Annotated in this window: 13 protein-coding genes; 2 read left to right on the plus strand and 11 right to left on the minus strand. The window is 64.5% G+C overall.

Annotation, left to right across the window (positions count from 1 at the left end):
- The first annotated feature begins 107 nt into the window (after positions 1 to 107).
- The gene (locus H7J93_RS22530; protein ID WP_267308526.1) at positions 108 to 683 is read left to right on the plus strand and encodes a DUF4396 domain-containing protein; all 576 of its coding nucleotides are present in this window, start codon (positions 108 to 110) and stop codon (positions 681 to 683) included.
- Between the two features lie 503 nt (positions 684 to 1,186).
- Positions 1,187 to 1,900 (plus strand): DUF1326 domain-containing protein, encoded by a 714-nt coding sequence (locus H7J93_RS22535; protein ID WP_308204947.1) that lies wholly within the window; start codon positions 1,187 to 1,189, stop codon positions 1,898 to 1,900.
- A gap of 1,312 nt (positions 1,901 to 3,212) precedes the next feature.
- Here the strand turns inward: H7J93_RS22535 and H7J93_RS22540 are convergent.
- From H7J93_RS22540 to alr, 11 genes are all read right to left on the minus strand, one after another.
- Complete coding sequence (locus H7J93_RS22540; RefSeq protein ID WP_267308527.1) at positions 3,213 to 4,190, minus strand: hypothetical protein; 978 nt, start codon at positions 4,188 to 4,190, stop codon at positions 3,213 to 3,215.
- A 13-nt stretch (positions 4,191 to 4,203) separates the two neighbouring features.
- On the minus strand, positions 4,204 to 5,412 hold the full coding sequence (locus H7J93_RS22545) for a protein kinase family protein (protein WP_267308528.1): 1,209 nt from the start codon (positions 5,410 to 5,412) through the stop codon (positions 4,204 to 4,206).
- 106 nt (positions 5,413 to 5,518) lie between these two features.
- The gene (groL, locus tag H7J93_RS22550) at positions 5,519 to 7,147 is read right to left on the minus strand and encodes a chaperonin GroEL (protein ID WP_267308529.1); all 1,629 of its coding nucleotides are present in this window, start codon (positions 7,145 to 7,147) and stop codon (positions 5,519 to 5,521) included.
- A gap of 90 nt (positions 7,148 to 7,237) precedes the next feature.
- Positions 7,238 to 7,540 (minus strand): co-chaperone GroES, encoded by a 303-nt coding sequence (gene groES / locus H7J93_RS22555; RefSeq protein WP_069416845.1) that lies wholly within the window; start codon positions 7,538 to 7,540, stop codon positions 7,238 to 7,240.
- 200 nt (positions 7,541 to 7,740) lie between these two features.
- Complete coding sequence (locus H7J93_RS22560; protein WP_267308530.1) at positions 7,741 to 8,193, minus strand: nuclear transport factor 2 family protein; 453 nt, start codon at positions 8,191 to 8,193, stop codon at positions 7,741 to 7,743.
- The gene (gene tsaD / locus H7J93_RS22565; RefSeq protein ID WP_267308531.1) at positions 8,190 to 9,215 is read right to left on the minus strand and encodes a tRNA (adenosine(37)-N6)-threonylcarbamoyltransferase complex transferase subunit TsaD; all 1,026 of its coding nucleotides are present in this window, start codon (positions 9,213 to 9,215) and stop codon (positions 8,190 to 8,192) included. The genes H7J93_RS22560 and tsaD overlap by 4 nt, the downstream gene beginning before the upstream one ends.
- Complete coding sequence (rimI, locus tag H7J93_RS22570; protein ID WP_267308532.1) at positions 9,212 to 9,664, minus strand: ribosomal protein S18-alanine N-acetyltransferase; 453 nt, start codon at positions 9,662 to 9,664, stop codon at positions 9,212 to 9,214. Before rimI ends, tsaD begins: the two co-directional genes overlap by 4 nt.
- Complete coding sequence (gene tsaB, locus H7J93_RS22575; RefSeq protein ID WP_267308635.1) at positions 9,661 to 10,263, minus strand: tRNA (adenosine(37)-N6)-threonylcarbamoyltransferase complex dimerization subunit type 1 TsaB; 603 nt, start codon at positions 10,261 to 10,263, stop codon at positions 9,661 to 9,663. Before tsaB ends, rimI begins: the two co-directional genes overlap by 4 nt.
- Positions 10,260 to 10,727, minus strand: coding sequence for a tRNA (adenosine(37)-N6)-threonylcarbamoyltransferase complex ATPase subunit type 1 TsaE (gene tsaE / locus H7J93_RS22580; RefSeq protein WP_267308533.1), 468 nt, complete (start codon positions 10,725 to 10,727; stop codon positions 10,260 to 10,262). The genes tsaB and tsaE overlap by 4 nt, the downstream gene beginning before the upstream one ends.
- Positions 10,720 to 11,811, minus strand: a complete 1,092-nt coding sequence (locus tag H7J93_RS22585; RefSeq protein WP_267308534.1) for an alpha/beta fold hydrolase — start codon at positions 11,809 to 11,811, stop codon at positions 10,720 to 10,722. Before H7J93_RS22585 ends, tsaE begins: the two co-directional genes overlap by 8 nt.
- Positions 11,808 to 12,986: an alanine racemase gene (gene alr / locus H7J93_RS22590; RefSeq protein WP_267308535.1), complete on the minus strand. Its 1,179-nt coding sequence runs from the start codon at positions 12,984 to 12,986 to the stop codon at positions 11,808 to 11,810. The genes H7J93_RS22585 and alr overlap by 4 nt, the downstream gene beginning before the upstream one ends.
- Between the last annotated feature and the right edge of the window lie 20 nt (positions 12,987 to 13,006).

Consider the following 13,006-nt stretch of genomic DNA (forward strand, 5'->3'; position numbering starts at 1 on the left):
GCATCCTCCACGGCTGCCTGCGCCACCGCACCGCATACGACGAGCAGACAGCATGGTCGCACCGCCAAAACATCCCCACCGCAAAGGCCGCTTGACAACTTGCGCACTTGGGATGTCTAACCGGCTGTGCCATCGGCGAGATCGTCGGCCTCATTATCGGCACGGCGCTTGGCTTGTCGAATCTGGCCACCATCGCCTTGGCGATAGCACTGGCCTTCGTCTTTGGGTATTCACTTTCGACGCTTCCCCTGCTCAAAGCAGGTTTGACTTTGGGCGCCGCACTCGGCGTGGTTCTCGCAGCGGATACATTGTCGATTCTGACGATGGAACTCGTCGACAACCTTGTGATGGCGGTCATTCCCGGAGCGATGAATGCCGGCCTGGTGAATCCGATCTTCTGGGTGGGCATGATGATTGCGCTCGCCGCTGCCTTTTTTGCCGCCTATCCCGTCAATCGGGTGCTATTGCAGCGCGGCAAGGGGCATGCACTGACCCACCAATACCATGGCGCCGAGGGAACAGCCACGGGCGCAAGGCGATTCATTCCGTCGTTCAGCACCGGCGCACTGGTAGCCGTCATCGTGGCATTCATGCTAGGTGGATTAGTGGTGTCGGTCGCTGATGAGTTAACGCAAGCAAGCCCAGGACCAAGCCATGCGAAAGCGCTTGTGCCGCAGGTCTAGGAATACGAGCGAGGGCGTTTGTCGCGTCCGGCGTTGAAAGTTTGACAGGCGCGCCACGAAATAGCCCCCGCTATCAGTACCGCTCAGGCGCCCATTAACTGTCGGCGCTCCGTCTGCCAGGCCCTCATTCCGCTGCGACGCTCCACGAGGCCTGCATAACGAAGGTCCGTTTGAAAGTTCACTGCAAAATCGCGCTCATGGGAACCCGAACGGCAATGGACCGCTAGGCCGGTTCGTCGGTCGGCCAGGCAAACGATCCGATTGTGCAACGAGCTGTTCAATGGCACGGACAAGTCACTGCCCCCAATTACACCTGCTCGTTGATCGTTAAGGGGGGCGGGCGACACGACGCCACGGACCGCTGCCCGTCCTGGCAACGGCGAGGCACGCGCGGTTTTGATTCCTCCGCAAATACCCCCCGGGGGTACTTGCGGCGAGGGTTTCTGATGGTTACTGTCCAAATACCGGGTACCCCCCAGGGGTATATAAATGAGGAGACGGTTATGACAACCCCAACAACGGCTATCGACTGGCATCTCCAGGGCGATTGGTTCGACGTCTGCAGCTGCAAGTTGCCCTGCCCCTGTAGCTTCGCCCAAGAGCCGACGCACGGCGACTGCCTGTTCACCCTCGTCTGGCATGTGCGTGACGGCCACTTCGGCGGCGTCGACCTCAGCGGATTGAACGTCATATCCCTCGGCGAGTTCACCGGCAATATGTGGGTCGGTGACCCGAACGCCAAGATGCGACTTATGTTCTACGTCGACGAACGCGCTGACGACGTGCAGCGAGATGCCCTGGAGCGCATCTTCACCGGGAAGGAGGGCGGCTGGCCAGCTCAATTCGCCTCACTCATCGAGGATTTGCGCGGAATCGAATACGCCCCCATCTCCTTCGAAGCCGCTGATGATCTGGCTTACTGGAGGGCCGAAATTCCCGGAAAGGTCGACCTGCATGTTGCCGCGCTTACTGGGCCGACAGCAGATCCCGACCGGCGGGTCACGACAACGAATGCCCCAGGCTCCGAGGTCGGTCCGGGACAGGTCGCCACATGGGGTGTCGTCGAGAAGGACGAGGCAACCGGCTTCGATTGGTCACACCAGCATCGAGGCGGTTCGAGCAAGCACTTCCCCTTCGACTGGCGACCGGAGAACGCTGCAACGTCAGCGAGCGACTCCTTTTTGTCAAGCGAGTCATCGTGTAAGTGCCACGCCTGATCCAATGGTCGGCAATCGACACCAAGTTCGTTGAACAAACGAAGGGCGGCACCCTCCCGACAGAGGGTGCCGCCTTCTAGTGAAACAGCTGTACGACGAGGCCTCTCGAGGCTCTGTATGCCCCGGAGGGCAACAGATCACGGTCAAGGGCGTCGACTACCTTCACAGATCTGGGAGACGAAGGCGACTCAAGGCGGCCCGAGCCCCTTACCCGGACACCTGGACGGTCAGCCGGGTGCTGCCTGAGATCTAGCGCAGGTAGCGAAGGCGACTCGAACTTGCGGGGAGCACGCCAATCAGCATCCACGCCAATGGCCACGAACACGTGTGCCATCTCTCCTCGTGTAACCGTCGACCCAAGTGCAGCTGCTGCTAGGGGCATTGAGGCTAGGGGCGGGTATGTAAGGGACGTAGGGCGTATCAACCACAACCGGAGGCGGCATAACTGGCGGCGGCGCAACAGGCGCAGGGGTGGCGGAACACGGAACGACGTAGTCGGGAGGGTGCACTCTGTCAAGCCACTTGCCGTAGGCACGACCGCCCTCAGTCCTGACAGCAGCACAAATGTCAGCTTCGGTGTAACCGGCCACGCGGTACACCGCGTAAATCGGATCACCGGTCTCGGTGGCTTGGCGCAGCGACGGACAAGACTGATCCGTCCGCAACCACAGCGCTCCGGGGTGAGCATCAAGGAGTCGGTCTACTTCGGCGGGATAGCTGCCCGGCGTGTACACCGATTCAATAACGACGATTCCGACTGGCGGCTCACACGCCTGGTAAACGGGCGGCGGTGTGGCTAGTGCCGGCGCGGGAACAACGGCGGCTCCCGTCCCTAAAGCGGCTAACAGTCCCGCCGTCGCCAGCACCGGTTTGATCCCCATACCACTCTTCCCCCGGTCTCCCCGACCCACGTCCTCCGCTTCCAGGTGATTCCCAGCAGTATCACAGGCGCTTGTTTGGTCGTGCAAGTTTGCTGCACGCCTGTCACGACAGTGCCAGCCCTAGACATCGCCTTTGTACGAGCCTCGTGCCTTGCATCAGAAGCAAACCGGGGATCACTGCGAAAGCGGATCCTCACGCGAGATCCCGAGTGTCAGATCCGTGGTGATCGTTGTGCAGGTCGAGCACAGAAGTTGACCACATCAACGGCACCTCGATCACTCCGAAGCGAACCTTCGTGGTGTTGTGTGCTCCGCGCCACGCGTCACGGACCAGTCGGCAACGACTGGCTGCGAAAGCGGCAATGCGTACGAAGCGGTATCGGCTTCAGGATAAGCACCCCGGCAGCATCTGAGGGTGCGCCACAGGGAGCTCAACACCACTCCCCCGGGGTATTGGTTATGTCGTGTCGCACAACCAATTCTGTGTGCGCGGGGGGATCCCATGACCTTATGTAACTGTTGAGATCTTCACCCTCCAAACTCATCGCCTTCCCTCGGCAGGCATGATGCGGCCCGAAGGCTTCACCGCTGAAGCCCGTCTCGGGCACGAACATGAAAGACGGTCTGTCATCAGCCAAACTGGGCGTTGAAACGTTTGTCAGGAGCGTCTCACCCTTCGGGTCGTCATACGAGAGCCTCGGGAGGGACATGACCATGGCGTCCAGTCCTACGCGCGAAACGAGACCGGGCTCATTCGGGTCGGCGCGCTCGCTGATGGCTCGCTGGACTTTAATCATGAGGCGAACCCATCCGTCCCAATTTTGGTCGTGATACAACCGCGGACCGAGTTTCTTTATGAGACGCATGTCGTCAAACGCGAAGGGGTGACCGCTTGTGCGGTGGATAAATGCCACGTCTGCGTCAACGGCGCCCGAATATCGGTTGATGTAAGTTTCGAACTCAGGGAAGGCATGCGGGTAGATTTTCACCCCGTCGTCTTCGCTTCGTTCGTAGTTCGAGATGCAGTAGCAGACAGATGTGATGCCGTCTCCGGGTATGTCGGGAAACTTCGCGAATCCTGACATCGTTACGGTCATCCGCTTATCCCAACGGTGCGGGAGCATGCCGACTCGATGGTCCAGCGATGCCTGAAGCATTTCGACGACAGCCGTCACGTCCCCGGCAGCATCGCCGTTTCGGGCCAGTGTGGCAGCAATCCACTCGCTGGTGGGGAGTTCCGACGCTCGGTGATCCATAAAGGCGGGGCCGGTAAACGCGACAAAGAACTTGCCGCACCATGACACCACCTTGTTGGTGCTGTCGCTGACCGGTTCGCCCTCTTTGGTCAACCGTCGGTCTGAGACCTGCAGGATTCGGGTAGGACTCAGGAGGGTCTGAATCAGCGTCACAGAACTTGCCCAATCATGCTGGGGCACCTATTGGTTCGGTCTCAAGATTCTCTATCGCCTCGATGACCTTCAGTACCGTCTGATACCGCTGCGTCGGATCTGAATGGGAGCACTTCTGGATGATCTCACCGAGGGAACTGAAATCCGAGATGAGCCGGTTGACGCCCTTGAATATGTACGTCAGCACAAAGCCCACCACGTAGATGTCGTTGACAGGCTCGAATTCCTTGAACTTGTCCAGGGCCGGGTCCACGATAGTTCCCTTGATCTCGGTCTCCGACTTCGTGAACTCGGACTCTCGTGGCTTCGCCAGGCCGAAGTCTGAAAGCTTTACCTGGACCGCCCCGTTCGAGAACACGCGAAGAAGAATGTTCTTCAGACTCAGGTCGCGGTGGCAGATCCCCTTCCTGTGAAGGTAGTTGAGGCCGTATAGGAATTGGAGTGCGATCCTGCGCCGAACGCTGAAGTCGAACTGCGGCTGATTGTTTCGCCGCTTGATGTGCTCCTCAAGGGTCGTCTCGCAGAACTCCATCGTGTAGGAGTTCTCTTCCTCGTCGTACTTGTGGACCTTGAGGATGTACGGGAAGTCGAGCCCCTTCATGATCTCGAACTCACGGCGGAACCGTGCAATGTCACGCTCGTCAGCGTCCCGCTTCAGCTTCTTCCTGGCGAAAGTGATGTCGTAGTTGGGATCCACGAACTTGTGGACTATCGCGAAGGCCCCCTCGCCGACGAGGGTGAGGGATACCTGCGAGCTGTCGGCCAGGACGACGGCGGCGTCGGCCAACCCAAACACCGTGTCGTACTTCTCCACGAGAACCGGCGCGAAGCCATCGGGAATCGTGCTCCCACCGCTGTCGACCACCCATGTCTTGGCACCCTCGAGGACCCGCTGATATTCCGGTGCCACCGTGAGCGATTTTCCGACCTTCGCCAATGCCAGCTCCAGTTCGGCGACCTCTTCGATGAGAGCGAGCAGATTGCGGCTGTTGTCGGCGTTGAAGTGCCCGCCTCCATACAGCCCACCGCTGCGGGCTTTCTGGTTCATGAAGTCGAATTCGGCGTCCAACCGCGAGTGGATCGCCGCGAATGCCCACTCCAGTGGATCGACAAGCTGGAGAGAGTTAGGGGTGCGGTACATGTCGAAATAGTCGGGATCGACATACTTGTCCTTGTACTGCCTTAAAACCCGCTCTAGCCGTCTCTCCTCTGGTGAAGCCACAGGGTCCATTGTGTCATCGAGCGCCGACCGCCCAGCCGCATCGTCACGCAACGAGAACGTCCCCGGCCCTATTAGGACCGGGGACGCCTAGCACTGAAACTAGTGGTCAGTGGTGGTGATGACCGTGCCCATGGCTGTGACCGTGGTCATCCTCATCCTGGCTTACCGCTTCGACAACCGCGGTCTCGGTGGTCAGCACCATCCGCGCGACGGATGCCGCGTTCAGCACCGCCGACCGGGTGACCTTGACGGGGTCGACGACACCGGCGGCGGCCAGATCGCCGTACTCGAGCGTCGCGGCGTTGAAGCCCTGCCCGGCGGGCAGTTCGGCGACCTTGCTCACCACCACCGAGCCGTCGAGCCCGGCGTTGGTGGCGATCCAGTACAGCGGCGAACTCAGCGCAGAGGCGAACACGTCGACGCCCAGTGCTTCATCACCCGAGAGTGATTCGCGCAGCTTGGCGAGCACCGAGCCGGCCTGTACGAGTGCCGAGCCGCCACCGGCGACGATGCCCTCCTCCACGGCCGCCTTGGCTGCCGACACGGCATCCTCGACGGCTTCCTTGCGCTTCTTGAGGTCGGTTTCGGTGGCCGCGCCGACCTTGATGACGGCGACGCCGCCGGACAGCTTGGCCAACCGCTCCTCGAGCTTCTCGCGATCCCAGTCGGAATCGCTGACTTCGATCTCGGAGCGCAGCTGGGCCTTACGCGCCTCGATGGCGTCCTGCGTACCACCGCCGTCGACGATGACCGTGCTGTCCTTGTCGACGACGATGCGGCGGGCGGTGCCCAGCACGTCGAGGCCGACCTCGCGCAGCAACAGGCCTACGTCGGGGTTGACGACCTGTCCGCCGGTGACCACGGCCAGATCCTCGAGGAACGCCTTGCGGCGGTCACCGAAGAACGGCGCCTTGACAGCAACGGCCTTGAGCGTCTTGCGAATCGCGTTGACCACGAGCGTCGAAAGCGGCTCGCCCTCGACGTCCTCCGCCACGATCAGCAGCGGCTTGCCAGCCTCGGCGACCTTCTCCAGCAGCGGAAGAAGATCGGGCAGCGAGCTGATCTTCTCGCGGTGCAGCAGGACCAGTGCGTCCTCGAGCACGGCTTCCTGCGAATCGAAGTCGGTGATGAAGTACGCGGAGATGAAGCCCTTGTCGAAGCCCACACCCTCGGTGACCTCGAGCTCGGTGTTCAGCGTCGAGGACTCCTCGACCGTCACGACGCCGTCGGCGCCGACGGCGGTCATCGCCTCGCCCACCAGCTCGCCGACCTGCTCGTCGCGCGAGGAGACGGTCGCGACCTGAGCGATGCCGGTCTTGTCGCTGACGGGAGTCGCCGCCGCCAGAAGCGCTTCGGAGACCGCGTCGGCGGCCTTGCTGATGCCCGAGCCGAGTGCGATCGGGTTGGCGCCCGCTGCCACGTTGCGCAGACCCGCCTTGATGATCGCCTGCGCGAGCACCGTCGCCGTGGTGGTGCCGTCGCCTGCGACGTCGTTGGTCTTGGTCGCGACCGACTTCACCAGCTGGGCACCCAGGTTCTCGAACGGATCCTCCAGGTCGATCTCGCGGGCGATGGTGACGCCGTCGTTGGTCACCACGGGGCCGCCGTACGCCTTGGCCAGCACCACGTGCCGCCCGCGCGGGCCAAGCGTGATCCGCACGGCGTCGGCGAGCTTGTCGACCCCGGCTTCCATTGCCCGGCGCGCAGTTTCGTTGAACTCAATCTGCTTGCTCATGGATGTGCTTCCTGACTAAAGGGGGATGTACGAGTGCCGCCCCGGAACTCACCCGTGGATACGGGAAGCTCCGGGGCGGGACACGGGTGCTTACTTGTTGACGACAGCCAACACGTCGCGGGCGGAGAGAATCAGGTACTCCTCGCCGTTGTACTTGATCTCGGTGCCGCCGTACTTGCTGTAGATGACGGTGTCGCCTTCGGCAACATCCAGGGGGATGCGCTTCTCGCCCTCGTCGTCCCACCGGCCGGGGCCGACTGCGACGACGGTGCCCTCCTGGGGCTTCTCCTTGGCGGTGTCGGGGATGACCAGACCGGAAGCGGTCGTGGTCTCGGCCTCGTTGGCCTGAACGAGGATCTTGTCCTCGAGTGGCTTGATGTTCACGCTCGCCACGATGGAGCCCTCCACTAATTCGGGTGTCGGACCCGGGGGATTCCGGGTTCTCAATTACCAGGTGTTCGGCATAGCGTCCGTACCTTGCGACGTCGTCGCGGGTGCCGGCGCAGGGGTTGGCCGCCTGCCACCTAGCACTCTATACATGAGAGTGCTAGCACTCAAGACTGCCCTACTGCCTATCGCGGGGGGCGAACAGGTCAGAAGTTCGGCGGATCGACCATCAGATGATCAGAGACGTTGCCGATCATCTGGATCTCGACCTTGCGCTCGGTGAAATGCCAGGTCAAGCCGTCGCGGCCGAACGCGTCGAAATACCGTCCGACCACGATCGGCTGGATCGGCACGGTTTCGGTGTCCTGCAGGACGCAGAAGGTGGACCGCGCGACCGCGGTACCGCCGCTGACCTCGACGATCGGGTTGAGCACGAGGTGACGTGTCCGCGGCGTGTTGCCGTGGTCGGGGAAGCGGCGGGTCGTGGCGGCGAACAGGTTGGCGATGTTCTCCGCACCGGAGACGCCCGCCGGGCCGGTGCCGCCGAACGTCGCCCGGGACAGCAGCGCACCGACGCCGTCGAAGTCACCCGCATCGATCAGCTCGGCATAGCGGTAGAGCAGCTCGATGATCTCCAGCTTGTCCTCGACGGTGCTCATGCGACCTGGCCTTTCACCACCGGTAGGCCCGGGTCACTCGCCGCGTCCAGCGGCGATGGCGACGCGTCCGCCGCGATCAGGTGGGCGGCGAACGACGCGATCATCGCGCCGTTGTCGGTGCAGAGCCGGGGCCGCGGAATGCGCAGCGTCAGCCCCGCCTCGGCGCAGCGCTCCTCGGCGAGCTCACGCAGCCGCGAATTGGCCGCCACCCCACCGGCGATCAACAGCGTCGACACTCCCAGCGCCTTGGCGGCGCGGACGGCCTTCATGGTCAGCACATCGGCGACGGCCTCCTGGAAGCCGGCGGCGACGTCGGCCTGCGACGCCTCCGGATGACTCTCGACGTAGCGCGCCACCGCTGTCTTGAGCCCGGAAAAGCTGAACGCGTACGGATCATCGCGGGGCCCGCTCATGCCGCGGGGGAAGACGATCGCGTCGCGGTCGCCGGTCCGGGCGAGATCGTCGAGCACCTTGCCCCCCGGATAGCCGAGGCCCAGCAGGCGCGCCACCTTGTCGTAGGCCTCACCCGCGGCGTCGTCGACGGTGCTGCCGAGCTCGATGATCGGCTCGCCCAGCGAGCGCACGTGCAGCAGGTGGGTGTGTCCGCCGGACACCAGCAGCCCGACGCTTTCCGGCAGCGGACCGTGGTCGTAGACGTCGGCGGCCAGGTGTCCGCCGAGGTGGTTGACGGCGTAGAACGGCACCTGCCACGCCGCCGAATACGCCTTGGCGGCAGCCACTCCCACTAACAGGGCTCCGGCCAGGCCCGGGCCGATGGTCGCGGCGACGATGTCCGGCTTGTTCACGCCCGCCGTCTCGAGGGCGCGACGCATCGTCGGCCCTAGGGCCTCCAGGTGGGCGCGCGACGCGATCTCGGGGACCACCCCGCCGAATCGGGCATGCTCGTCGACGCTGGAGGCCACCTCGTCGGCGAGCAGCGTCACCGAGCCGTCTGCGCCCAGTTCGGCGATGCCCACGCCGGTTTCGTCGCAGGAGCTCTCAATGGCCAGGATGATTGTCATGTCGGATCTCGACGCATCGTATAGGCGTCGGCGCCACTGGCGCGGTAATAGCGCCGACGCAGACCGACGTTGACGAATCCGAAGCTCTCGTAGAGTGCGATCGCGGGTGCGTTGTCGGTGCGTACCTCAAGGAAAACCACGCTGTCGGAAGCAATTTCGAGGAGTTCGTGCACCAGACGGCGGCCGATGCCCTGCCCCTGATATTCCGGATCGACGCCGATGGTGTGGATTTCGTATTCGTAGGGCCGGGTCCGGCCCAGCCGTGCGATCCCCGCGTAGCCGACGAGCTTGTCGTCGGCGCGCGCAGCGACATAGTGGATGTGCTTGGCCTTGAGTTCGGCCAGGAACGCCCGCTCCGGCCACGGATCATCGCCCTTGAACAGTTGGGCTTCCAGTTCGGCACATCGCGCGGCGTCAGACGGTTTCAGCTTCCCGTAGACGACGGTCATCGAGCGGCGGCCTCCCGTTCGGCCAGCGTCTTGGCGTCGGGACGGCGGAGGTAGAGCGGCACCAGCGGCGCAGGTGGCGAGGTCCAGTCGGCGACGGCACGAACCAGGCCCTCGGCGGTGGGATACAACGGCGGCCGCGCCAGCGCCTCGTCCGCGCCGGGGACGTCTGCGGGGGCGGCGACGCCCGGGCCCTCGATCCGCACACCGTCGCGGTAGCGCGCCCAGTACACCTCACGCCTGCGCGCATCGGTGACGGCTAGCAGGTTGCCACCGGCCATGATGCCGATGGCGTCCAGACTGCACACGCCGTACACCGGCAGACCCAGCGCATGGCCATAGGCCGCCGCGGTGGCCATGCCGACGCGCAATCCGGTGAACGGCCCCGGTCCGCATCCGACGACGACCGCCGCCAGATCGTCCACCCCGACCTCGGCGTCGGCGAGTGCGGCGACCGCGTTGGGTGTCAGCTGCTCGGCGTGCGCACGGGCATCGAGCGTGACCCGTTCGGCCAGCACCTCGATCGTGTCGCCGTCCCGACGGACCACACCGGCGGTGACCGCAGGCGTGGCGGTGTCGATCGCCAGGATCAGCCCGTTCACGGTGTGCTCCACTGCCACATAGCGGTGCGCACCTCGCTGTCGATGCCGCGTTCGAGGCGGATGTCGAGATGGCTGTCGGACAGCCGCTCGGCCACTCCTTCACCCCACTCCACCACGACGACCGCGTCCTCGAGGTCGGTGTCGAGGTCCAGCGAGTCAAGTTCGGCGAGCAGGTCCACCGCGCTGTCGTCCAGAAGCCGGTAGAGGTCGACGTGGATCATGGCCGGGGCATCAGGTTTACGCGGCCGGTGGACGCGAGCCAACACGAACGTCGGCGAGGTGACCGGTCCCTCGACATCCATGGCCTGCGCGATCCCCTTGGCCAACACGGTTTTTCCGGCGCCGAGTGGACCCGCCAGCACGACAACGTCGCCTGCGCGCAGCTGGCTGCCCAACCGCTCACCCAGCGCGATGGTGTCGGCGGCGGTCGGCAGCTCCGCGGCACCTGCGGCGCGCTCAGCCATGGTCCCGAATCCGTTCCCGGACACGGCGGGTCAGCGCGACGAGCTTGGAGGGAGTGGCGCGCTCGACCAACCGAACCAGCGCATCGTCGATGATCTCCGGCTGCTCAAGCTCCACGAGATGTCCTGCGCCCTCGACGATCACGAGTTCGGACTTCGGCAGGGCGTCGGCCATGTCCTGCGAATACTCCATCGGGGTGAGCAGATCCTCGTCACCGCACGCGATCAGCGTCGGCACTTTCGCCAGGGTGCTCAGCCCTTCGGTCTCGTCGTGAACTTCGAGCGCGTGCAGGAATTCGACCAGTGTCTCGATCGGGGTGTCGTGCATCATCTTCTCGGAGAATTCGACGACGCTCGGGCTGATCTTCTCGTCGCCGTAGGAGGCCGCACGCAGGATGGGCGCAATCACCGATTTGGCGGCACCGCGGGTGCGATGCACAGTCTTCGGTGCGTAGCGGACGGCGAAGCGGACCGCCTCCAGCGCGGGGTTCTTCAGGATCTCCCCCAGCGGGGAGCGTGAAACCCCTTCCGCCGCAGACGCAATCAGCGCTGCACCCACGACGCGGGTCGGATAACGCTGGGGATACTGCCGCGCGTGCGACAACACCGTCATGCCGCCCATCGAATGGCCCACCAGCACGACCGGCCCGCGCGGTGCCATCACCGCCAGGACGGTCTCCAGGTCCCTGCCCAGTTGCTCGACCGTGTAGGTGTCCGGTGGCGCCTGACCGGACTGCCCGTGCCCACGCTGGTCGTAGAACACCATCCGCACCTGCGAGCCCCACTCCTCGGTCAGGCGGGCACGCTGGAAATGGAAAGCGCCCATGCGGAGACAGAAGCCGTGCGCGAAGACGACCGTCAGCCGGGCATCCTTGTCGCCCACCTCGCGAACGGCGAGGTCGACACCGTCCGGGGTGGTGATGACGACGCTGCGGTCGGCGTCGAGAAGGCCGAAATCCTCGTATTCGTAAGGGTCGTCGCTACTGACGCGGCGCCGCAGCGACCTGGCGACCGACACCGCGGTCGCGGTGCCGACAGCGGTCACACCCGCCGCGCCCGCCAGCCAACGAGCCCCTTGATCGCTCAACGCTGCGACCCGCGGTAGGTCCGGACGACGCGACCGCGTGGACTCGTGACGACCTCATAGTTGATGGTGCCCAGCAGCTCCGCCCAGTCCTGCGCGGTGGACTCACCTCGGCTGCCCGGCCCGAACAGGATCGCCTCGTCGCCCTCGGAGACATCACCGTCAGTGCCGACGTCGACCACGAGCTGGTCCATGCAGACGCGTCCGGCGATGCGTCGCAGCCTGCCGTTGATCAACACGTCGATGCGGCCGCTGAGGTTGCGGAAGACACCGTCGGCGTAGCCGATGGGAAGCAGCGCCAGGGTAGTGGCGCGCTCGGCGATCCAGGTGTGCCCATAGGACACGCCGTCGCCCGCCTGCACCGGCCGCACCAGCGCCACAGGGCATTTCAGCGTCATCGCCGGCTTCAACCCCATATCGCCGCGCTCAGGGATCGGCGTCTGCCCGTATACCGCGATGCCTGGCCGGACCATGTCGAACACCAGATCAGGGCGAGTCAACACCGACGGCGAGTTCGACAGGTGCACCACTTCGAAGTGCACACCCGCATCGCGCGCCTGGCCGACCATCTCCTTCAGCCGTTGCGCCTGAACGTCATTGAACGGATTGTCGGGGTCGTCGCCGTGCACCAGATGCGACATGAGGCCACGCACCGTGAACGCGTCGTCGGCGAGAGCGCGCTTCAGCGCCGTCAGCATCTCGAGATACTCGGCGGGGCTTGCGCCGTTGCGACTCAGCCCGGTGTCGACCTTGACGGTGACGTTCGCGGTGCTGCCCGTGCGTTCGACGGCGTCGCGGAGTTCGCCGATCTGACCCAGCGATGACACGGCGATCTGCACGTCGGCGTCGAGCGCGGGCGCGAAGTCCGTCCCCGGTGGATGCAGCCAAGCGAGCACCGGGGCGGTGATGCCGTCACGGCGCAGCGCGAGCGCCTCGTCGATGGTGGCGACACCCAGCTCCGCCGCACCCGCGGCCAGCGCGGCGCGACCCGTCTGGGTGGCTCCGTGGCCGTAGCCGTCGGCCTTGACAACGGCCATCACCTGAGCCGGACCCGCATGATCGCGCAGCAGCGCCACGTTGTGCGCCACGGCGTCGAGGTCGATGACCGCCTCGGGGGTCGCGGACGGCGGCACTGCCGTTGCCGGCGTCGTCGTCGCTCTGGTCGGTTGCATGGTCATGTCACCAGAGCCGATTCTCC

Origin of the sequence: Mycobacterium barrassiae, assembly GCF_025822765.1 — a bacterium.
Lineage (GTDB): Bacteria > Actinomycetota > Actinomycetes > Mycobacteriales > Mycobacteriaceae > Mycobacterium > Mycobacterium barrassiae.

Bases quoted from the DNA above. Each gene is read 5' to 3' on its own strand.
- H7J93_RS22535 (WP_308204947.1), top strand. From the start codon at position 1,187: ATGACAACCCCAACAACGGCTATCGACTGGCATCTCCAGGGCGATTGG.
- groL (WP_267308529.1), bottom strand. From the start codon at position 7,147: ATGAGCAAGCAGATTGAGTTCAACGAAACTGCGCGCCGGGCAATGGAA.
- H7J93_RS22560 (WP_267308530.1), bottom strand. From the start codon at position 8,193: ATGAGCACCGTCGAGGACAAGCTGGAGATCATCGAGCTGCTCTACCGC.
- tsaD (WP_267308531.1), bottom strand. From the start codon at position 9,215: ATGACAATCATCCTGGCCATTGAGAGCTCCTGCGACGAAACCGGCGTG.
- rimI (WP_267308532.1), bottom strand. From the start codon at position 9,664: ATGACCGTCGTCTACGGGAAGCTGAAACCGTCTGACGCCGCGCGATGT.
- tsaE (WP_267308533.1), bottom strand. From the start codon at position 10,727: ATGGCTGAGCGCGCCGCAGGTGCCGCGGAGCTGCCGACCGCCGCCGAC.
- alr (WP_267308535.1), bottom strand. From the start codon at position 12,986: ATGACCATGCAACCGACCAGAGCGACGACGACGCCGGCAACGGCAGTG.